The following is an 18,862-nucleotide window of genomic DNA, read 5'->3' as shown; positions in this document are numbered from 1 at the left end:
GCCCCTTATTAACGGCTGACGGTGAGCGGGGTGACCCTCTCTACCGAAAGCGTTAACAAGGGGCCCTTCCTTACCACCGGTCAGGGGGTGTGGAGCCAGGCGGTGGTGTCGGTGGGAAGGTGGCCGTCGGTGTCGAGCGGGGCGCTGGTGTGCAGCAGTTCGGCGCCGGCCGGCAGGGGCAGCGGGGTCGCGCCGAAGTTGGTGAGCACGGTCAGTGGGCCGTTGGCGAAGGCCAGTACCTCGTCGGGGGACTCCAGCCAGCGCAGCGTGCCCCGGCCGAGCTGGTGTTCCCGGCGTAGCCGCAGCGCGGTGCGGTACAGCTCGTACGTCGAGCCGGGCACCCCGCGCTGCCGGTCCAGGGCGTACTCCGCCCAGCTCGTCGGCTGCGGCAGCCAGCTCGCGTCGGTCGGCCCGAAGCCGTACGACGGGGCGTCGGCCTCCCACGGGATCGGTACCCGGCAGCCGTCGCGGCCCCGTTGGGCTCCGCCGGTGCGGTGGTACGTCGGGTCCTGGCGGACCTCGTCGGCGAGCGTGGTGTGCTCCGGCAGCCCCAGCTCCTCACCCTGGTACAGGTAGGCGGAGCCGGGCAGGGCGAGCATCAGCAGGGTGGCCGCCCGGGCCCGGCGCAGCCCGAGCGCGGCGTCCGGCTGCGGGTCGTCGGCCCCGATGCCGTTGGGCCGGGGGGTGCCGATCGGCAGCCCGAGCCGGGAGGCGTGCCGCACCACGTCGTGGTTCGACAGCACCCAGGTGGTGGGCGCGCCGACCGCTTCGGTGGCCTCCAGGGACCGGGTGACGACCGCGTACTGGGCCGGTGCGGTCCAGGCCGCCAGGAGGAACTCGAAGTTGAAGGCCTGGTGCATCTCGTCCGGCCGGACGTACCGGGCCAGCCGCTCGGCCGGCTCGACCCAGGCCTCGGCGACCAGGATCCGCTCGCCGTCGTAGGAGTCGAGCACCCGACGCCACTCGCGGTAGATCTCGTGTACGCCGTCCTGGTCCCACATCGGCGGGCGCGGCTTGTCCACCTCCTGCCCGGAGAGGATCTCCTGCGGCTCCTCCCAGTTGGCCAGGTCGGCCTGCTTGACCAGGCCGTGTGCCACGTCCACCCGGAAGCCGTCCACCCCCCGGTCCAGCCAGAACCGCAGCACGTCCAGGAACTCCGCGCGGACCTCCGGGTTGTCCCAGTTCAGATCGGGCTGGGCGGTGTCGAACAGGTGCAGGTACCACTGGCCCGGCCGGCCGTCGGACTCGGTGACCCGGGTCCACGCCGGCCCGCCGAAGACGCTCTGCCAGTCGTTCGGCGGCTCGTCACCGGCCGGGCCGAGCCCGTCGCGGAAGACGTACCGCTGCCGCTCTCCGCTGCCCGGTGCGGCGGCCAGCGCCGCCTGGAACCAGACGTGCGCCGACGAGGTGTGGTTCGGCACCAGGTCGACGATGGTCCGCAGGCCCCTCGACTTCGCCTCGGCGATCAGCCGGTCGGCGTCGGAGAGCTTGCCGAACAGGGGTTCGACGTCCCGGTAGTCGGCCACGTCGTAGCCGGCGTCGGCCTGCGGCGAGGGGTAGAACGGGGACAGCCAGACCGCGTCCACACCGAGTTCGGCGAGGTGGTCGAGGCGGGCGGTGATGCCCGGCAGGTCGCCGATGCCGTCGCCGTCGGAGTCGGCGAAGGACCGGGGGTAGATCTGGTAGATGACGGCTTCGGTCCACCAGCCGGGGGTGGAACGGGCAGCTTCCTGGGGCGTCGTGTTGGTGTTCAGGGTCTTCTCCCGGGTGTCGAGCCGTACGGTCGCGGGTCAATTGTGCCCAGCGGCGGTGCCGGTGATGCCGTTCTCCGCTCGGCGTCCGGGATTCAGTCCGCCCGGGGTGGGCCGGTGGAGGCGCGTACCACCAGTCGGGTGGGCAGGATGACCGACCGGCCCGCCGGCTCACCGCCGCCCGCGACCGGCGGTGGACCCGCGTCGGCACCGGTCGCCGAGCCGCCGCGGGTGGCGGAGCCGCCGTCGGTCGTGGCGACGGCTGCGCTGCCGGCCTGAGCGTCGAGCAGGCCGCGCAGCGGGTCGAGCAGCACCCGGGCGGCGAGCAGGCCCTGCTCGGCCGCGGGCTGGGCGATGGTGGTCAGTCCGAGCACCCCGGCCAGGTCGTGGTCGTCGATGCCGATCACGCTGACGTCCTGCGGTATCCGCAGCCCGGCGTCGCGCAGCGCGCTCACCGCCCCCATCGCCATCTCGTCACAGGCGGCGAAGATCGCGGTGGGCGGGTCACCCCGGCGTAACAGCTCCTCGGTGGCCCGGGTGCCGCCGTCGATGGTGAACTGCGACTCCACGTCCAGGCTCGGATCGAGCGGCAGCCCGGCCGCCCGCAACGCCTCCTGGTAGCCCCGACGACGGTCCAGGTGGGTGGTGAACGCCAACTCGTCGTCGGGGTCGCCGGAGATGTGCGCGATCCGGCGGTGGCCGAGATCCAGCAGGTGCCGGGTGGCGGTCCGGGCGGCGGCCACGTCGTCGATGCGTACGCAGGGCCACCCGGGTACGACGGTGCCGGAGCTGATGGTCACCCCGGGCAGGTCCAGCCGGCCCAGCGCGGTCAGGTCGCTCACCCGCAGTGGCGTGGCGACCAGCATGATCGCGTCGACCCGCTTGTGCAGGCCGGCGGTCTGCAGCACGCGCTGACGCATCTGCCGGCGGCCGCCCAGGTTGTGCAGCAGCAGGTCGTAGCCGGACTGGTGCAGGGACTCCTCGACCGCCTCGACCACGGTGCTGAAGAACCACCTGGTGATCCGGGGCACCACCACGGCGACCGTGCCGGTCCGGCCGCCGGCCAGCCGGGACGCGCTCGGCGAGACCGCGTACTCCAGGTGTTCGGCGGCGGCGAGCACCCGGTGCCGGGTGGCCGCCGAGACGGTCGGCAGGCCGCGCAGCGCCCGGGAGACGGTGGCCGTGGAGACCCCGGCCAGCCGGGCGACATCGTCGATCCTTGTCACGCTCTCCCCGCTTCGTGACCACCTCCGCCGCCGGCCGTGGGTGCGGCCGGCGGCGGAGGTCGGGTCAACCCTTCACGCTGCCCGCGAGTAGACCACGGACGAAGTAGCGCTGCAGAGAGAGGAACACGATCAACGGTACGACCATCGAGACGAACGCCCCGGCGGTCAACCGTTGCCACTCGTTGCCCCTGGTGCCGGCCATCTCGCCGAGCCGCACGGTCAACGGGGCGACGTCGCTGCTGCCACCGGCGAAGATCAACGCGACTAGCAGGTCGTTCCAGACCCAGAGGAACTGGAAGATGCCGAACGCGGCGAGCGCCGGGGCGATCAGCGGCAGCACGATGGTGCGGAAGATCTTCGGGTGGGTTGCCCCGTCCACCCGGGCCGCCTCCATCAGGTCCTTCGGCAACTGCGAGACGAAGTTGTGCAGCAGGAACACCGCCAACGGCAGGGCGAAGCAGGTGTGCGCGAACCACACCTGGATGTACCGCTCCTCGCCGACGAGGTTCCAGGCCGGCATCAGGGTCACCCCGGCCACACTCACCCCCCGGGAGAAGAAGCTCAGCAGCGGCACCAGGGCCATCTGCAACGGCACGATCTGCAGGGCGAAGATGGCGATGTAGAGCCAGTCCCGGCCGCGGAAGTTGATCCAGGCCAGCGCGTACGCCGCCATCGCGGCGAAGGCGAGCGGGAAGAGCACCGACGGCAGGGTGATCACCAACGAGTTGATGAAGTAGCCGGCGAGCTGCCCGGAGGACGCGCCCCGACCGAAGAGCACCTGCTGGTAGTTGTCGAAGGTGAACTGCGGATCGCGGAAGAACGTCCACCAGCCGGTGGTCTTGAGCTGCTGCTCCGGGCGGAACGAGGAGACGAGGAGCCCGAAGGTGGGGATGGTCCAGACCGCCGCGATGACGATCGACACGATCGTCGCGGTACGGCTGGTCAGCCGCTTGCGGACCCGCCGCGCCGCGGTGGTCGTCGGCGGTCTGCTGCCCTGGGTGCCGGCGGCGAGCGGGGGAGTAGAGGTGGTCATGTCAGCCCTCCCGCTGCTGGCGCAGGTTGCGGATCTGGTAGATCACGATCGGGATGACCAGGACGAACAGCATGACCGCCAGGGCCGAGCCCTGACCGTTCTGGCCGTACCGGAACGCCTGGTTGTACATCTCGTTCGCGACCACGCTGGTGTCGTAGTTGCCGTTGGTCGAGGTCCGGACGATGTCGAAGACCTTCAGCGTGGCGATGGAGATGGTCACCACCACGACGATCAGGGCCGGCTTGATGCTGGGCAGGGTGATCTGCCGGAACATCTGCCAGGGGGTGACCCCGTCCAGCCGGGCCGCCTCGACGATGTCCGCCGGGATGGCCTTGATCGCCGCCGAGAGCACCACCATCGCGAACCCGGCCTGGATCCAGACCATGATCACGATGAGCAGCAGGGTGTTCAGTGGTGAGTCCAGCAGCCACTGCCTCGGCTCACCGCCGAGGGTGACCACGATCTGGTTGAGCAGGCCGATCTGTTCCTGCTCGGCACCCCGGTAGGCGTAGACGAACCGCCAGATGATGCTCGCGCCGACGAACGAGATGGCCATCGGCATGAAGATCAGCGACTTGGCCGCCGCCTCGAACCGGACCCGGTCCACCATGACCGCGTAGAGCAGGCCGATGCTGGAAGCCAGCAGCGGCACCAGGATGACCCAGGCCAGGGTGTTCAGCAGCACCCGGACGATCGAGTCCTCGCTGAACATCCAGCCGTAGTTACGCAGCCCGACGAACTCGGTGCTGCCGCCGTCCATGAAGGACAACACCGTCGTGCGGATCGCCGGCACCACCAGGCCGATCAGCAGCAGCAGCACCGTCGGCAGCAGGAAGAAGAGCGCGAAGAGCCCTTCGGATCGCCGCGGTCGCCGGGGCAGCGGCGCACCGCTGGCGGAGGCGGCGACCAACTGCGCCTCCCGCCGCCGGGCGAACCAGGCCGGCACCGCGTCGAGCAGCAGGAGCATCCCGCCGACCACGACGACGAACGCCACCAGGCCGTACAACAGCATCACGAACTTGCCTTGATGTTCGACCAAGTCGAACTGCATCCGTCCCTCCCCGGGTCACGGCCGAGACCGGGGCCCGGTCCGCGACGCGGACCGGGCCCCGGATCACCTCAGTTCGGCCAGCTGCTCTCGATACCGGAGAGGACACTCGCGGTGTCCTTGCCGTTCAGCCACTCGATCATGCCCTTCCAGAACGTCCCGGTGCCGACGGCGGCCGGCATCAGGTCCGAGCCGTCGAAGCGGAACACGGTGTTGCTGTCCTGCAGCAGCTCCACGGAGAGCTTGTCCACCGGGTTGGGCACGTTCGCCAGGTCGAGCTTGTTGTTCGCCGACACCCAGTCACCGATCTTGGCCCGGCTGTTGGCGTACTCGCCGGAGGCGAGGTACGTCTGCACGGCCTGGATCTCCGGGCGGTCGTTGAAGGCGACGGTGAACTCGCCGCCACCCAGCACCGGCTTGCCCTTGGCCGGGTCGACCGCCGGCAGGTAGAAGGCGAAGACGTCGCCGTCCTCGGCGACCTTGGTGCCCTCCGGCCAGTTGTTGGCGTAGAAGGACGCCTGCCGGTGCAGCGCGCACTTGTTCTCCAGGATCGGCAGACCCGCCTCCTGGAACGCGGTGGTGGTGATGCTGCGCACCCCGCCGAAGCCGCCGTTGACGTACTTCTCGTTCTTCAGGATCTGCCCGGCCTTGTCGACCGCCTCGGTGACCTGCGGGCTGTTGAACGGGATGCCGTGGGTGGTCCACTGGTCGTAGACCTCGGGGGTCTGCGTCCGCAGCATCAGGTCCTCGATCCAGTCGGTGGCCGGCCAGCCGGTGCCCTCACCGGACTCGACCCCGACGCACCACGGCTTGGTACCGCTGTCCGCGATGGTGTCGCTCAGCTTGATCAGGTCGTCCCAGGTCTCCGGGACCGTCCAACCCTTCTCCTGGAACGTCTTCGGCGAGTACCAGACGAAGGACTTCACGTTCGAGCCGAGCGGCGCGCCGTAGAAGGTGCCGTCGACGGTGCCGTACTTCAGCCAGTCGGGCGAGTAGTTCTGCTCGGCCATGGCCTTGGTGTCGGCGCTGGCGGCCTTCAGCTTGCCGGCGGCGGCGAACCGCTGGACCAGCCCGGGCTGGGGGATGAACGCCAGGTCGGGCGCGTTTCCGCCGTCCACCTGGACGGGGAGCTGGGCCTCGAACTCGCTGCTGCCCTGGTGGTCGATCTCGATCCCGGTGCACTCGCTGAACTCGGCCCAGGACTCGTCGAGACGGTCGGCCTCGATCTCCCGGATCGACGAGTAGATGGTCACCGTCTTGCCGTCGTGACCCTCGTACTTCTCGTAGGCCGAGCAGTCACCCGTGCCGGCGTTGCTCTCTCCGCTGTCGCCGCTGCTGCAGGCGGTGGCGCTGACCGCCAGCCCGAGCACGCCGGCGATCACGAAGGCCTGGCGTGGTCTGGCAAAGACCGCCATGCCGTCCTCCTTCCTAGCCGGCGCGCAGGTCAAGGGTGCGCCGGTCCGATGGGCGTCCACACATGTAAGCGCTTTCATCTCCCCAGGTCCACCCCTGGGCGGACACGACCGAGTAACGATCCGGAAACCGGGCCATCACGTCGTGGGCACGCTCCCACGAGGGTAGCCGACGCCTCCGAACCGCGCAGACCTGCAAAAGTGGCCCCGGTCGGTGACCGGGGCCGGAACGAAAGTCAGCTCAGCTGTTGAGCTGCCAGACCGAGAAGTTGAGCGCGGCGGCGAAGGTGACCCAGGCCCAGTAGGGCAGCATCAACAGCGCCGCCGGACGGAACGCCCGCCAGAACAGTGCGACGGTGACACCGATGGTCAGCCACAGCAGGACGATCTCGGCGAACGCCAGACCGTACCGGCCGGCACCGAAGAAGAGCGGGGTCCAGGCGGCGTTCAACACCAGTTGGGCGATCCAGGCGTACGTCGCCGGACCGAAACCCACCCGCCGCCAGACCAGCCAGCCGGCCACCGCGATGGTCGCGTACAGGGCGGTCCAGACCGGTCCGAACAGCCACGACGGCGGCGCCCAGGAGGGTTGGTTCAGGTTGGCGTACTCGCCACTGGCGTCGCTGGCGGCCAGGCCGCCGACGACGGCGGCGACCAGCACGGCGGCGCCGAACCCCAGCAGGGCCCACCAGTTGCGGGCCCCGGAACGCGGTCGGACGCTGTCGCGGATCGCCATACCCACCGAATGCCCGGCCGCGCCGCGGGACAAACCAGACGGCACCGGAAAAGAGGACGCCGGGGTCGCCGTGGCCGGAGGCTCCTGTCTGGGAGGACGGAGTCCGGTCACGACGACCCCGGCGGGTCTACGGGACGGGCGGGGTTAACCAAAGACGCCGAAGCCCGGGCCGATCACCAGCCCGACGACGATGAGGACGATGCCCCAGAGAAGTTGCTTGCGGAAGAGGGCCAGCACGCCGGCAACGATCAGGACGACTGCGAGAATCCAGAGAATCAGCTCCATGGCCGCTGAATACCCGCCCCACTGATTTCGGAAACCCGATTCTCGGCCAGATGATCGCCGAGTTCGAAGATGCTGTACGCCTGTTTGATCACCGGATGGGCGACGTTGCGGACCCGTACCCCACCCGGGGTGGTGCCCCGCTCGGAGCCGTGGTGGGCGTGCCCGTGCAGGGCCAGCGCGGTCGGCGCCGAGTCGATCGCCTGTCCCAACTGGTACGAGCCGAGGAACGGGTAGATCTCCAGCGGCTCACCGGCCAGCGTGTCGGGCACCGGCGAGTAGTGGGTCAACGCGACCAGCAGGTCACACTCCAGTCCCCGCAGTGCCGCCCCGAGCGCGTCGGCGCTCTCCGTGGTGGTCCGGACGAAGGACTTCATCTCCGGCTCGCCGAAGTCGCTGGCGCACCGGCCAGCGAAGCCACCGCCGAAGCCCTTCACCCCGGCCACGCCGAGGCGTCCCCCGGGACACTCCAGCACGATGCCGTCGCCCTCCAGCACGGTGATGCCGGCGTCGGTGAGCACCTCCACCACCTGCGGCACCTGGTCGCACTGGTGCTCGTGGTTGCCGAGCACGGTCACCACCGGCACCCCCAGCCCACCGAACTCACGCGCCACGCACCGCGCCTCGGCCGCGGTGCCGTGCCGGGTCAGGTCCCCGGCGAGCAGCAGCGCGTCGGCCTGGCCGGGCAGCTCGTCCAGCGCCGGCCGGAACCGGCCGACCACGTCCTCGTCCATGTGTACGTCGCCGACGGCGGCGATCCGGATCACCATGGAACCCCCCTCACGGCAACTGTTCGACTTCGGAGGGCGCCTGCGCGCGGATCACCCCGATGTCGCTGCTGATCGGCACGTCCGGGAAGCGCTCGGTGACCCGGCGCAGGATCTCGTCCCGGCGGTGCGCGCTCTCCACCTCGCCGTACAGGATCAGGCCGCGTTCCCGGCGTACCACGGTGATGCCCTGCTCGGCGACGGCCGGATCCTCGGCGAGCAGCCGGTGGATCTCCGCCTCGACGTACTCGTCAGGTGGTCCGGCGCCGATGTCGCGGTGCTCGGTCACGGTGTCCCCTTCCCTCCCGGTGCGCCCACGGGCACCACGTCCAGCCGGTCGAGCAGCACCAGGAACGCCTCCGCGTACGGCGAGTGCTGCGTCTCCTTCCGTACCCGTTCCCAGTCGATCTGCTCCCGCAACGACCGGGCCAGCGGCAGGCCGCGGGCGAAGTCGCAGTAGTGCTGGGAGAAGCTGAGCAGCTTGTGCACCATCAACTGGGTGGCCGACAGCACCGGCATGTTGATCGCGTCGACCGGCCGGACGACCGTGTCGGCGAAGGTCTCCTCGGTCACCGGGGTCTCGATCGGCCGGTGGATCAGGTCCACCATCCGGTCGTCGTCGAAGACCTTGACCAGCCAGTCCTCCGGCGGCCGCTCGGCGGTGAAACCGGCCGCGACCAGCTCCTCCAGGGCGCGGTCACTGTCCTGGGCCCGGATCAGGAAGTCCACGTCGTGGTCGCCGGAGTGCCCGCCGTGGGCGTACACGGCGAAGCTGCCGCCGAGTGCGAACGGGATCTCGGACTGTTTGAGCACGGCGGCGACCTTCTTGAGGGTGTGTACCAGTGTCTCGTCCCCGCGCTCCGCCATCTATGTCTCCCATCGATCGACCCGAGGGCGGGTCCTTGGATTCACCGTTGCGTACCCGGCGTTCCGGTCGCCCACACCTGCCTTGGGCGCGTTCGGTGACGGTATGCCACAAAGGCGGCAAATCTTCCAGGGAGCGAGCGTCGGTTAACCTGTGGAGGGTGTCCAGATCACGGCGGGCGCGGCGCGGCACAGCCCGGTTGCGCGCCGTCGCCCTGATCGGCATCGACGGATCGGGCAAGACCACCCAGGCCCACCAACTGGCCACGGCGCTCACCGCCGCCGGCCGTCCCGCCACCTACCACCGCAACGCGGGCGGTCGACGCTGGCTCGGCCGGGTGGCACAGCGGCTCGGCCGGCCGGACGCCCAACGGCTGATCGGCCGCAGCGGCCTGCTCGCGGTCGAGTCGGTCCTGCGCTGGCTGGCCATCGCGACCGCGCTGCTGAGCTGCCTGGTCACCGGCCGGACGGCGGTGATGGACCGCTACGCGGCCTGCCAGTACGTCAGCACCCGGGTGCACGGTGGACAGCGCTGGGAGCGGCTGGCCCGGATCTCCTACCGGGTGTTCCCGCCCCCGACGGTGACCTTCCTGCTCGCCCTCGACCCGGACGAGGCATACCGCCGGATCGAGCGTCGGGGCACCGACCACGAGAGCATGGCCTACCTGTCCGCCGTCGACCTCGCCTACCGCACGCTGCCGGAGTACCCGGCGTTCGTGGTCGTGGACGCCGGCCGCCCGACGGACGAGGTGGCCCGCCAGATCCAGGCCCATCTCGCCGGCTGGCTGCCCGGCCCGGCGGTCGTGCCCGGCCCGGCGGTCGTGCCCGGCCCGGCGGCTGTATCCGATCCGCAGGCTGTGCCCGGCCCGGCGGCCGTGCCCGATCCGCCGGCTGTGCCCGGCCCGGCGGCTGTGCCCGGCCCGGTTGCCGTGGCCGATCCCGGGCGGCCCACCCGAACGGGACAGCGCACGGTGCCGGAACCGGCCGAACCGGTCCCCTCGGAGGGGGCCGTCCGGGCCGAGCGGACCCTGCCGGTGCCGACGGTGCCGGAGGCGATCGTGGGGGAGCCGATCGGGCCGGAGGTGGTCATCCCGGAGATGGTGCTACCGGAACCGGCCCGCGCCCAACCGCCGGGCCGGAAGGCTCACGCCGACCCGGTCGGCCGTAAGGCTCACGCCGACCCGGTCGGCCATAAGGCCCACGTCGACCCGGTCGGTCGGGCGGAGCCGGTGACTCAGGCCCGGCCGTAGACCGGCACGCTCGCGCCGCTGGTCGGGGCGGACTCGGCACCGGCCAGGAACCGGATCACCGGGGCGATCTCGGCCGGGCTGACCCACCTGCTGTGGTCGGCCCCGGGCATGGCGGCGCGGTTGGTGGGGGTGTCGATGACGCTGGGCAGCACGGTGTTGCAGCGCACGCCCGAACTGCGGTACTCCACGGCCACCGCGGCGGCGAACGCGAGCACGGCCGCCTTCGCGGTCACGTAGCCGGCGACGCCCGGGAACGGGGCCAGGGCCGCGCGAGCCGAGACGCAGACCACCGAGCCGCCGCCGGCGGCCACCAGGTGCGGCAGGGCGGCCCGGGTGACCAGGTACGTCGGGCGCAGGTTGAGGGTCAGCATCCGGTCGAAGTCCTCGATCGGGGTCTCGTGCACCAGCCCACCGCTGGCGTACCCTCCGACCAGGTTGACCACGGCCCGCAGCGGGGCCGCCGGGTCGGCGACGGCGGCCTCGACCGCCCGCGCCGCCCCGGCCGGATCGGTCAGGTCCGCGGTCACCCGGACCCAGGCCCGCGAGCCACGGTCCGCCCCGGCCGAGCCGACCGCCCCGCGATCGCCCCCCGCCGCGCCGTCCGCCCCACGGTCGGCCCCCGCCGCGCCGTCCGTGCCGCGATCCGCCCCGGTCCGGCCGTCGGCCGTCGAGTCGGCCCGTTCCGGTACGACCACCCGCCAACCGGCCTCGACGAAGCCGACGGTGACCGCCCGGCCCAGCCCACCACTGCCTCCGGTCACCAACACCGTGCGCTCTGCCCTCATGGGGGACACCGTAGACCGGCGACCGGACGGCGGTCGTCCTGGCTGACCGCCGGTGCCGTCCGGGCACGGGCCGCGTCCGGTGCGCTCCTGCCGTCGCACCCGGTCGCCGTCCGGTGCGGCCGTGTCGCCGCCGGTCACCCGGTGCGACGCAGGACACGTCTCGGCCGGGACGGGCGGCTCGTCCCGGATTGTTGGACCTGCCGTGGGGTATTCATCTGGGTGCGGGATGAACCGCGCGGCGTGCCGGGCCGTACTCCGAAGTGACCAGGATCGCAGACGGGTGGTGACCCGGATCGCTGTGCCCCGGGGCGCGCAATGGTGCGATGCCCAGGAGCGGACGTCGATCCGCCGACCTGCCTACCCCGCATCCGGTGCCCACGGAGAGTCACCTGACGGGGGTGCTGACAGCAAACATGGACCGCGCTCACAGGTGATATTCAGGCGTTCGTGACAGCTTCGAATCACGACAAGGAATCCCCGACACGTCCCCGCTGTTGTGTAGGTGTCAGCACGGTGGGGCACTGCAGAGGGACGGGGGAGGGCTGATGAACGTGGGGATGGCAAGGAACCGGGTAACCGGCGCTAGCGAGGGGACCGTGGGAAACGTGGACAAGAACATCGGAATGCGGACCGACGAGGTTGCCGAGGAGCGCGACCTGGTCGGAGTCTACCTTCACGAAATCTCCCGGACGCCGCTGCTGGACGCCGCCAAGGAGGTCGACCTCTCCAAGGCGATCGAGGCCGGCCTCTACGCCGAGCACCTGCTCGGGGAGGACCGTGTCCCTGACGGCGTGGACCGGGACGACCTGGAGCGGGTGGTCGCCGAGGGCGAGCGGGCCAAGGACCTCTTCATCCGGGCCAACCTGCGGCTGGTCGTCTCGATCGCCCGCCGCTACGTCCGCTCGGGCATGCCCATGCTGGACCTGATCCAGGAGGGCAACACCGGCCTGGTCCGGGCCGTCGAGAAGTTCGACTACGAGCGCGGCTACAAGTTCTCCACCTACGCGACGTGGTGGATCCGCCAGGCCATCAGCCGGGCGATCGCCCAGCAGGAGCGGACCGTGCGGCTGCCGGTGCACCTGGTGGAGGACGTCAACCGGATGCGCAACGTGGCCCGTCAGCTCACCCGTGAGCTGGGCGGCGACCCGGAGCCGGAGCAGATCGCCACCGCCCTCGGCGTCACCGTGGAGCGGGTCAACGAGTTGGTCCGGTGGTCCCAGGACACGGTGTCGCTGGACACCCCGGTGGGCGACGACGGCGACACCAACCTGGGCGATCTGGTGGCCGACAGCGACGCCCCGTCGCCGGAGGAGATCGTCCTGACCGGTCTGGAGCGGCAGCGCATCGAGGGACTGCTCAACCACCTCGACGACCGGTCGGCCGGAATCATGCGCGCCCGGTACGGCCTGGAGGACGGCCGTGAGCACTCGCTGACCGAGGTCGCCTCGCGGTTCTCGCTCTCCCGGGAGCGGATCCGTCAGCTGGAGATCCAGGCGCTCGGCCGGCTGCGTGAGCTGGCCCGGGCCGAAGGGCTCCAGGCGGCCTGACCGTCGACCCTCCCCCGGACACCCCCCTACCGACCACGAAGGCCGGTGCCCCAGCGGGCACCGGCCTTCGCCGTGTTCGGCGGGCGGTGGGTCAGCGGACCCGGCCGTAGCCGTACGGGGGCATCAGGTCGACGTCGCGTTTCTCGACGTGCCGGCCGAAGGTCGGCGAGTGAATCACCTGACCGCCGCCGACGTAGAGCGCCACGTGCCCGAGACTGCGGTAGAAGACCAGGTCACCCGGGCGCAACTCGCTGCGGCTGATGTGTGACACGGCGTTCCACTGCATCTTGGTGTTGTGCGGCAGCGACTTGCCGGCCGCCCGCCACGCGGCCGAGGTCAGGCCGGAGCAGTCGTACCCGTTGGGGCCGGAGGCGGCCCAGACGTACGGCTTGCCGATGGCCCCGTACGCGAAGCGGACCGCCTTGCCGGCCTGGCCGGAGACGGCCGGGGCGTCGTTGGCGGCGCTGCCCGCCTTGCGGGCCGGCTTCTCGGTGGCCCGGCCGTACGCGGCCCGACGCAGCTCGTACAGCTTCGCCAGGTCCTTCTCGATCCGCTTCTTGCCGGCGGACAACTGCTTCGCCTGGCCGGCCTGCTGCTCCAGCGTGGTGTTCAGCCGGGCCTTCTCGTCGAGCAGCCGGCGTTGGGTGGTGGTGAACCCGGCGATGCGTTCCTGCCGCTGTCGGGTCAGCGTGTCGAGCGTGCCGAGCCGCTCCGCCAACGAGCTGGAGCCACCCGAGCTGAGCAGAGCGTCGACGGCCTGCAGACCCCCGGACTTGTACGCGGTGACCGCGATCTCGCCGACGTCGGCGCGGCTCTGCTCGGTCTGCTGCTCCAGCGGACCGATCCGCTCCTGCAGCTTCACCACGCGTGCCTTGTTGGCCTTGATCTTCTCGTTGAGTTCGTTGTACGACTCGACCACCCGGGCCAGCTCAGTCGAGGACTTGTCGATCTGTTGCGTCAACTGGGCCGGCGTCGGCTCGGCCGAGGCCGGCACGGCGGGGACGACCAGGGCGGCGGCCAGGCCGACGACCAGCAGTGGGCGTACCAGATCCCTCAGGGACGACAAGAGCGGCGGGCTCCTCTCCCAGCGGCCGACCCGGCGTGGAACTCCGGAGCGGCACCGGGCCGGGGCCGTCCTGGTGGACGGCGGTGGACCGGTCCGGCTAGATCAACGTAACGCGGGGACGGAGTGAAGGGCAGCGGTTGCCGAGGTCAGTGTGGTTAATGTGGCCAAACGGACCACACTTTCATCACTTTGAGTGACGGAACCGTCGTCCTGGGTCAGCTCGCGACGGTCTCCGGGGTCCGCTCCGGCCGGACCGCCACCCACCGGCTGACCCGGCGCTCGGCCCAGAACGAGACGAACGGCACCGTGCCGGCGAGCATCACCGCGAGCATCCGCTTCAACGGCCAGTCGGCCCGCCGGGACAGGTCGAAGGCGGCCACCAGGTACCCCATGTAGAGGAAGCCGTGCGCCGGGCCGATGGTCTCCACCACGACCGGCTCGTCGAAGCCGTACTTCAGTGGCATCCCGATCACGACCAGCAGGATCAGCACCACGCCCACGATCCAGGCGATGACGCGGTACCGGATAAGGGCTGCGCCCACCTTGCGTCCGTCCTTCCGAACCGGCCTCAGCCGGGGTAGTCACCGGGCCGGGCGCCCGGATTGGCGTTCAACCATGACAGGTAGTGGTTGTAGGCGGCCAGCTCGGCGTCCTCGCCCCCGTCGGCCGGCACCGGCACCCGCGCGGCCCGTACCGGTCGGCGTACCGCCGGTCGTTGGTCGCCGGTCACCGAGGGTGAGTCGCCGGTGGTCGGGGCGACCGGTGCGGTCCCGGCGGTCTGCCCGGCGTCGGCGTCGGTCTGCGGCGGGCCGCGCAGCGTGAGCCGGGCCTCGCGCCACCAGACGAAGACCACGAAGCCGGCGAAGATCGGCCACTCGAAGGCGTAGGCCCAGCTCAAGGTGTTGCCGGCGGCGGCCCGGCTGATCTGCCACCAGCCCAGCGCGAGGAAGGCCGCGACCAGCACGACCATGGCCACGTGGCGAAAGATCCACGCCGGTGTCCAGAGCCGTTTCATGGCATCGAGGGTACCGGGAGCGCCGGTCGTCTCCGACGCGGCGTCGTAGTCGCCGCGCCGGACGCGCTCCACCGGGTTTGGTGACCGCGCGGGTGGGCATCCGTCTAGACGCCAGCCCAAACGAGACCAAGGGGGGCGACCATGAGCGAGGCGGTACGGCAGGACGACATTCCGGCGGGCTCCGCAGGGGAGGTGAGCCCCGAGCAGCGGGTGCCGGAGTGGGACGGCGACCACGTCGGCGACGAGACGGTAGGCGTGGATCCCACCGAGCTGCCCGACGAGGATCTGCTCCGCGAGATCCACAGCCTGCACCGCGCCCGGCTGGACACGCTGCGGCACGCCGCCGACTCCGCGCTCGCCAACCACCTGCGCCGCACGGCCGAGCTGGAGACGGAGTACCTGGCCCGGCACCCCGGCCGGGAAGTGGATCCGAGCCGCCTGCGGGAGCTGTGATGACCGAGCACGCCGAACGGGGGATGTCCGCCCCACCCGAGGTGGTCTTCAGCACCGCCACCGACCCGGACCGGGTCGCCGGGTGGTTGCCCGAGCAACTGCGGACCGACGGTGACCAGCGTCCGGAGGTCGACGCCGACCGGTTGAGCGCCCGCTGGGGCAGCGCCTCCGCCCCCGGCTGGTCGGCCGAGATCCAGGTCGAGCCGGCAGCCGCCGGTGGCGCCCGGGTCCGGCTGGATCTGGCGGGCGACCCGGGCGACCAGGTCTCGGACGGACTGGCCGATCGCACCCTGGAGAACCTGGCCCGGACGGTGGCCGACAACCTGACCGCCGGCTGAGCCACCGCCGACCATCAGAAGCCTGACCCGGTACGACCGAGAACGAGGAGAGCCAGCCGGTGACCGACCACGGCCTCAAGCAGAAGGTGGCGCAGCTGCGCCAGGCGTACGCACCACACGAGCACCGGCCCCTCGGTGGTTACCTCGCGGCGATGGGCACCTACGCCGGGGTGACCGGGGTGCTCGCCGGACTGGTCCGGGTGACCGGCCGGCCGGTACCGCAGCGCCCGTCGACCGCCGACGTGGTGCTGCTCTCCATCGCCACCCACAAGCTGAGCCGGCTGCTCTCCAAGGACGCGGTGACCAGCCCACTGCGGGCCCCCTTCACCAGCTACGAGCGGCCGATCGGCAGCGGTGAGGTGATGGAGCAGGTACGCGACTCCGGCAGCCCCACCCGGCACGCCATCGGTGAGCTGCTCAGTTGCCCGTTCTGCCTGGCCGTCTGGGTGGCCACCGGGCTCACCGGCGGTCTGGTGCTCGCGCCCCGACTGACCCGCCTGGTCGCCACCGCGCTGACCGCGGTCGCCGCCTCCGACTTCCTGCAGATGGGGTACGCCATCGCCCAGCAGGCAGCCGAGGGCGGCCAGCGCGACGAGGACTGACCCTGGCACGACGACGGGGGCAGCCGGTGTGGCTGCCCCCGTCGCACGTCTGACCTCAGCGTTGCATGCCCGACCAGCCGCGGGGCGACTCCGGTTCCCGCTCGCCGGCGTCCTGCCCGGTGATCACGTCGCGGTCGACGGCGGTCCGGTCGTGCTCGTTGGCGAAGTCGGGGTCCTGCTGCGGTTCGCTGTCCTCCGGCGGCTGTCCGAGGGGCGGCAGATGCTGCTGCCGGCGGTCGGGTTCGGTCATCGGGTGTCCTCTCGGTCGACCCCGGTCGGCCCGGTGGTCAGCCCGCCGACCCGCCGAGCAGGTCGGCGACCTCGTCCATCGCGTACTCACCCTGGGGGATCGCGGAGATCCGGGTCAGCAGCTCCGCCGGCAACTCGGCGGTCACCGCCCGCCGGTGGATCTCCGACTGGCTGATCCGTTCCTGCCCCCGGTAGATGTCGTCGAGCAGGTCGTCCAACCGCTGGCGGTCCGCCGGCCCGACCGTGGTCGGCACGTCGTCGGCCAGCAGGGCCTCGTCGGTCACCGGCACGTCGACCATGGGCAGGCCGTCGACCGCGGGCGCCCGCTCGACCGTCGGGGTACGTTCCACCGCGGCTGCCCGGTTGGTCGCGGGCGCACCGCTGCTGGTGGTGGGTGCCTCGTCCGTCACGCAGGTCAGCTACCCGGCGGGGGGCCGCCGAAACGTCGCCCCGGGCCGCCGACGTCGCGGGCGGATCGGGTGACGTGGACCACAGCACAACCCGGAACACCGGCCGGGGAAGCCTGGTTGACTGAGGTGTCGGTGTGTCAAGTGTCCCCGGGCCTCACCCAAATTGCCTTCGCGGAATACCGTTCGGCTGGAGCCGCGTCGTGCCACTCGCCGAGAGGCGACCTGCACACCGACACCAGTGCCGCCCCCGGCCCACCAGCCGGGGGCGGCATTGTCTCTGCCGGCGGCACTGTCTCTTCGGCGGCGTTGTCCCTGCCCGCCGCCCGGAGGCCTCAGGCCGGAGTGGGCAGGGTGGCCCGGCGGGCCCGGGTGGCGGTCGCCAACTCGGTGAGCACCTCGGCGGTGGTGTCCCAGCCGATGCAGGCGTCGGTCACCGAGCGGCCGTACTCCAGCTCCCGGGTCGGGTCCAGATCCTGCCGGCCGGGCTGCAGGAAGCTCTCCAGCATGATGCCGGTGATGCCGCGCTGACCGGCGGCGAGCTGGGCGGCCACGTCCGCGGCCACCAGGGGCTGCCGGCGGTGGTCCTTGCCGCTGTTGTCGTGGCTGGCGTCGATGACCACGCGCTCGGGCAGCCCGGCCGCCCGGAGCAGGTCCAGCGCGCCGGCCACCGACTCGGCGTCGTAGTTCGGCCGGCCACCGCCGCCGCGCAGCACCAGGTGTCCGTCGGCGTTGCCCCGGGTGTGCATGATCGCCGGAGTGCCGGAGACGTCGATGCCCGGGAAGACGTGGGGTACGCCGGCCGCCCGGATCGCGTCGACCGCGGTGCCGATGCTGCCGTCCGGCCGGTTCTTCATCCCGATCGGCATGGACAGACCGGAGGCGAGCTGCCGGTGCACCTGGCTCTCCACGGTCCGGGCCCCGATCGCGCCCCACCCCACCGTGTCGGCGATGTACTGCGGGGTGATCGGGTCGAGGAACTCGCAGCCCACCGGCAGGCCGAGGCGCAGCACGTCGAGCAGCAGGGCACGGGCGGTGCGCAGTCCGGTGTTGACGTCCCCCGAACCGTCCAGCGCCGGATCGTTGATCAGACCCTTCCAGCCGACCGTCGAACGCGGCTTCTCGAAGTAGACGCGCATCACCACGAGCAGGTCGTCGGCGAGCTGGTCGGCCAGCCCGCGCAGCCTGCCGGCGTAGTCCAACGCCGCAGCCGGATCGTGCACCGAGCACGGGCCGACCACCACCAGGAGCCGGTCGTCGGTACGGTCCAGCACCTCGCCGACCGCGCGCCGGCCAGCCAGCACCGCCGAGGCCAGGGTGGCGTCCAGGGGCAGATGGTGATGCAGCAGCGCGGGGGTGGTCAGCGGCACGACACGGTCGATCCGCTGGTCGATGACCCGATCGGTGTCCGGGGTCGTCACGGTGGGTTCCTTCCGCCGACCGTGCCCAGGGCCGGCGCCCGGGACGAGCCGGCTGCTCGTACGCGAAAGGGCGGGAACTCGTCCCGCCCGGCCGGCTCGAAAAGTGGTGACGTCAGATCAGGGTGAAGTCACCGGCTTCGAAGCCGGCTGCCTAAACCATCGATACGACCGCGTCACGCCGACCACCCTACCCGACGTCCCGGGATTCGCCAGCTGCCCACCACATGCTGGGCAGCGTGCCACGGGACGCCGTCGGCGACGTTGCCGTCGTCGCACGCAGCGCTCACCGGTGGGCGTGACGGGCGCGGGGGCGGGGTAGGAGAGCGGGCATGAGCGAACAGACCCAGGATCAGGACCGGGTGCGGTCCCGCGCGCACCTGCTGCCGGAGGAGGCCGCGGCCGGCAGCGACGACCCGCAGGCCCAGGCCGACGCCGTCCTCGCCGACTCGGACCGCCGCGAGTTCGATCCGAACGGCGCGCCCGACACCGTGCTGGAACGGCGTACCTCCGACGAGACCGTGGTGGCGGTCGAGCCGCCCGACTGAGCACCCGGCCGCCGGTGTCGTCGGGGCCGGCCCCGACCCGGCTGGTCGCGGTCGGACCGCCGGGC

At 71.5% G+C, this 18,862-nt stretch carries 22 protein-coding genes and 1 pseudogene; 6 read left to right on the top strand and 17 right to left on the bottom strand.

All coding sequences use genetic code 11. The features are described from left to right. Positions 1-80 precede the first annotated feature (80 nt). The 10 genes from ACN28G_RS20160 to ACN28G_RS20115 form a co-directional block, all read right to left on the bottom strand. Complete coding sequence (locus tag ACN28G_RS20160) at positions 81-1,754, bottom strand: glycoside hydrolase family 13 protein (protein WP_421480948.1); 1,674 nt, start codon at positions 1,752-1,754, stop codon at positions 81-83. Between the two features lie 92 nt (positions 1,755-1,846). Continuing rightward, entirely contained in the window at positions 1,847-2,977 is a 1,131-nt protein-coding gene (locus ACN28G_RS20155; protein WP_091442830.1) for a LacI family DNA-binding transcriptional regulator, read from the bottom strand. A 64-nt stretch (positions 2,978-3,041) separates the two neighbouring features. Further along, entirely contained in the window at positions 3,042-4,010 is a 969-nt protein-coding gene (locus ACN28G_RS20150; RefSeq protein ID WP_091442827.1) for a carbohydrate ABC transporter permease, read from the bottom strand. 1 nt (position 4,011) lies between these two features. Continuing rightward, a complete protein-coding gene (locus ACN28G_RS20145; protein WP_091442824.1) occupies positions 4,012-5,061 on the bottom strand; it encodes a carbohydrate ABC transporter permease in 1,050 nt (349 codons plus the stop codon). Positions 5,062-5,129: 68 nt separating this feature from the next. Further along, on the bottom strand, positions 5,130-6,473 hold the full coding sequence (locus ACN28G_RS20140) for an ABC transporter substrate-binding protein (RefSeq protein WP_091442820.1): 1,344 nt from the start codon (positions 6,471-6,473) through the stop codon (positions 5,130-5,132). Positions 6,474-6,711: 238 nt separating this feature from the next. After that, positions 6,712-7,206 carry a TspO/MBR family protein gene (locus ACN28G_RS20135; protein ID WP_091442816.1) on the bottom strand — a complete coding sequence of 165 codons (495 nt, stop codon included), beginning with the start codon at positions 7,204-7,206 and terminating at the stop codon, positions 6,712-6,714. 144 nt (positions 7,207-7,350) lie between these two features. Further along, complete coding sequence (locus ACN28G_RS20130) at positions 7,351-7,491, bottom strand: GPGG-motif small membrane protein (RefSeq protein WP_175440634.1); 141 nt, start codon at positions 7,489-7,491, stop codon at positions 7,351-7,353. Beyond that, positions 7,482-8,258, bottom strand: coding sequence for a metallophosphoesterase family protein (locus tag ACN28G_RS20125; RefSeq protein WP_091442812.1), 777 nt, complete (start codon positions 8,256-8,258; stop codon positions 7,482-7,484). Before ACN28G_RS20125 ends, ACN28G_RS20130 begins: the two co-directional genes overlap by 10 nt. Before the next feature lie 10 nt (positions 8,259-8,268). Next, on the bottom strand, positions 8,269-8,544 hold the full coding sequence (locus ACN28G_RS20120; RefSeq protein ID WP_091442809.1) for a hypothetical protein: 276 nt from the start codon (positions 8,542-8,544) through the stop codon (positions 8,269-8,271). Next, positions 8,541-9,122, bottom strand: a complete 582-nt coding sequence (locus tag ACN28G_RS20115) for a nucleotidyltransferase family protein (RefSeq protein ID WP_091442807.1) — start codon at positions 9,120-9,122, stop codon at positions 8,541-8,543. The genes ACN28G_RS20120 and ACN28G_RS20115 overlap by 4 nt, the downstream gene beginning before the upstream one ends. A gap of 158 nt (positions 9,123-9,280) precedes the next feature. Between ACN28G_RS20115 and ACN28G_RS20110 the strand changes: the two are divergent. Then, positions 9,281-9,920: pseudogene (locus tag ACN28G_RS20110) on the top strand (dTMP kinase); the annotation flags it as partial. 433 nt (positions 9,921-10,353) lie between these two features. Here the strand turns inward: ACN28G_RS20110 and ACN28G_RS20105 are convergent. Beyond that, positions 10,354-11,154, bottom strand: coding sequence for an SDR family NAD(P)-dependent oxidoreductase (locus tag ACN28G_RS20105; protein WP_421480119.1), 801 nt, complete (start codon positions 11,152-11,154; stop codon positions 10,354-10,356). Between the two features lie 557 nt (positions 11,155-11,711). Here ACN28G_RS20105 and ACN28G_RS20100 point away from each other — a divergent pair. Further along, complete coding sequence (locus ACN28G_RS20100) at positions 11,712-12,701, top strand: sigma-70 family RNA polymerase sigma factor (protein WP_175440813.1); 990 nt, start codon at positions 11,712-11,714, stop codon at positions 12,699-12,701. Positions 12,702-12,792: 91 nt separating this feature from the next. On the opposite strand, the gene ACN28G_RS20095 is transcribed toward ACN28G_RS20100, so the two are convergent. From ACN28G_RS20095 to ACN28G_RS20085, 3 genes are all read right to left on the bottom strand, one after another. Then, positions 12,793-13,767: an NlpC/P60 family protein gene (locus ACN28G_RS20095; RefSeq protein WP_421480118.1), complete on the bottom strand. Its 975-nt coding sequence runs from the start codon at positions 13,765-13,767 to the stop codon at positions 12,793-12,795. 215 nt (positions 13,768-13,982) lie between these two features. Further along, entirely contained in the window at positions 13,983-14,309 is a 327-nt protein-coding gene (locus tag ACN28G_RS20090; RefSeq protein ID WP_421480117.1) for a DUF3817 domain-containing protein, read from the bottom strand. Between the two features lie 26 nt (positions 14,310-14,335). Then, positions 14,336-14,782 carry a hypothetical protein gene (locus tag ACN28G_RS20085; protein WP_091447179.1) on the bottom strand — a complete coding sequence of 149 codons (447 nt, stop codon included), beginning with the start codon at positions 14,780-14,782 and terminating at the stop codon, positions 14,336-14,338. 141 nt (positions 14,783-14,923) lie between these two features. On the opposite strand from ACN28G_RS20085, the gene ACN28G_RS20080 reads away from it, so the two are divergent. Genes ACN28G_RS20080 through ACN28G_RS20070 form a run of 3 tightly spaced genes read left to right on the top strand, consistent with a single transcriptional unit; the run spans position 14,924 to position 16,175 of the window. Further along, a complete protein-coding gene (locus tag ACN28G_RS20080; RefSeq protein WP_421480116.1) occupies positions 14,924-15,235 on the top strand; it encodes a DUF6158 family protein in 312 nt (103 codons plus the stop codon). Next, positions 15,235-15,573: a hypothetical protein gene (locus tag ACN28G_RS20075; RefSeq protein ID WP_091442790.1), complete on the top strand. Its 339-nt coding sequence runs from the start codon at positions 15,235-15,237 to the stop codon at positions 15,571-15,573. Before ACN28G_RS20080 ends, ACN28G_RS20075 begins: the two co-directional genes overlap by 1 nt. A 59-nt stretch (positions 15,574-15,632) precedes the next feature. Continuing rightward, positions 15,633-16,175: a DUF1360 domain-containing protein gene (locus ACN28G_RS20070; protein ID WP_091442787.1), complete on the top strand. Its 543-nt coding sequence runs from the start codon at positions 15,633-15,635 to the stop codon at positions 16,173-16,175. Between the two features lie 55 nt (positions 16,176-16,230). On the opposite strand, the gene ACN28G_RS20065 is transcribed toward ACN28G_RS20070, so the two are convergent. From ACN28G_RS20065 to ACN28G_RS20055, 3 genes are all read right to left on the bottom strand, one after another. Further along, complete coding sequence (locus tag ACN28G_RS20065) at positions 16,231-16,425, bottom strand: hypothetical protein (RefSeq protein ID WP_091442784.1); 195 nt, start codon at positions 16,423-16,425, stop codon at positions 16,231-16,233. A 37-nt stretch (positions 16,426-16,462) separates the two neighbouring features. Then, positions 16,463-16,723 carry a hypothetical protein gene (locus tag ACN28G_RS20060; RefSeq protein ID WP_373868391.1) on the bottom strand — a complete coding sequence of 87 codons (261 nt, stop codon included), beginning with the start codon at positions 16,721-16,723 and terminating at the stop codon, positions 16,463-16,465. A gap of 443 nt (positions 16,724-17,166) precedes the next feature. Then, positions 17,167-18,252, bottom strand: coding sequence for a 3-deoxy-7-phosphoheptulonate synthase (locus tag ACN28G_RS20055; RefSeq protein WP_421480115.1), 1,086 nt, complete (start codon positions 18,250-18,252; stop codon positions 17,167-17,169). 329 nt (positions 18,253-18,581) lie between these two features. Here ACN28G_RS20055 and ACN28G_RS20050 point away from each other — a divergent pair, with 329 nt between their 5' ends. After that, complete coding sequence (locus ACN28G_RS20050; RefSeq protein WP_091442776.1) at positions 18,582-18,797, top strand: hypothetical protein; 216 nt, start codon at positions 18,582-18,584, stop codon at positions 18,795-18,797. Positions 18,798-18,862 lie beyond the last annotated feature (65 nt).

It is taken from the genome of Micromonospora sp. WMMA1923, from assembly GCF_049179195.1.
Classification (GTDB): Bacteria; Actinomycetota; Actinomycetes; order Mycobacteriales; family Micromonosporaceae; genus Micromonospora; species Micromonospora yangpuensis.
The sequence above is the reverse complement of the archived record's forward strand: the minus strand, read 5'-3'. Positions and strand labels throughout refer to the sequence as shown.

Excerpts from the sequence above, each read along its gene's own strand:
- ACN28G_RS20150 (WP_091442827.1), bottom strand. The coding sequence starts at position 4,010 with ATGACCACCTCTACTCCCCCGCTCGCCGCCGGCACCCAGGGCAGCAGA.
- ACN28G_RS20145 (WP_091442824.1), bottom strand. The coding sequence starts at position 5,061 with ATGCAGTTCGACTTGGTCGAACATCAAGGCAAGTTCGTGATGCTGTTG.
- ACN28G_RS20140 (WP_091442820.1), bottom strand. The coding sequence starts at position 6,473 with ATGGCGGTCTTTGCCAGACCACGCCAGGCCTTCGTGATCGCCGGCGTG.
- ACN28G_RS20135 (WP_091442816.1), bottom strand. The coding sequence starts at position 7,206 with ATGGCGATCCGCGACAGCGTCCGACCGCGTTCCGGGGCCCGCAACTGG.
- ACN28G_RS20130 (WP_175440634.1), bottom strand. The coding sequence starts at position 7,491 with ATGGAGCTGATTCTCTGGATTCTCGCAGTCGTCCTGATCGTTGCCGGC.
- ACN28G_RS20125 (WP_091442812.1), bottom strand. The coding sequence starts at position 8,258 with ATGGTGATCCGGATCGCCGCCGTCGGCGACGTACACATGGACGAGGAC.
- ACN28G_RS20115 (WP_091442807.1), bottom strand. The coding sequence starts at position 9,122 with ATGGCGGAGCGCGGGGACGAGACACTGGTACACACCCTCAAGAAGGTC.
- ACN28G_RS20105 (WP_421480119.1), bottom strand. The coding sequence starts at position 11,154 with ATGAGGGCAGAGCGCACGGTGTTGGTGACCGGAGGCAGTGGTGGGCTG.
- ACN28G_RS20100 (WP_175440813.1), top strand. The coding sequence starts at position 11,712 with ATGGCAAGGAACCGGGTAACCGGCGCTAGCGAGGGGACCGTGGGAAAC.
- ACN28G_RS20085 (WP_091447179.1), bottom strand. The coding sequence starts at position 14,782 with ATGAAACGGCTCTGGACACCGGCGTGGATCTTTCGCCACGTGGCCATG.
- ACN28G_RS20080 (WP_421480116.1), top strand. The coding sequence starts at position 14,924 with ATGAGCGAGGCGGTACGGCAGGACGACATTCCGGCGGGCTCCGCAGGG.
- ACN28G_RS20075 (WP_091442790.1), top strand. The coding sequence starts at position 15,235 with ATGACCGAGCACGCCGAACGGGGGATGTCCGCCCCACCCGAGGTGGTC.
- ACN28G_RS20065 (WP_091442784.1), bottom strand. The coding sequence starts at position 16,425 with ATGACCGAACCCGACCGCCGGCAGCAGCATCTGCCGCCCCTCGGACAG.
- ACN28G_RS20060 (WP_373868391.1), bottom strand. The coding sequence starts at position 16,723 with ATGGTCGACGTGCCGGTGACCGACGAGGCCCTGCTGGCCGACGACGTG.
- ACN28G_RS20050 (WP_091442776.1), top strand. The coding sequence starts at position 18,582 with ATGAGCGAACAGACCCAGGATCAGGACCGGGTGCGGTCCCGCGCGCAC.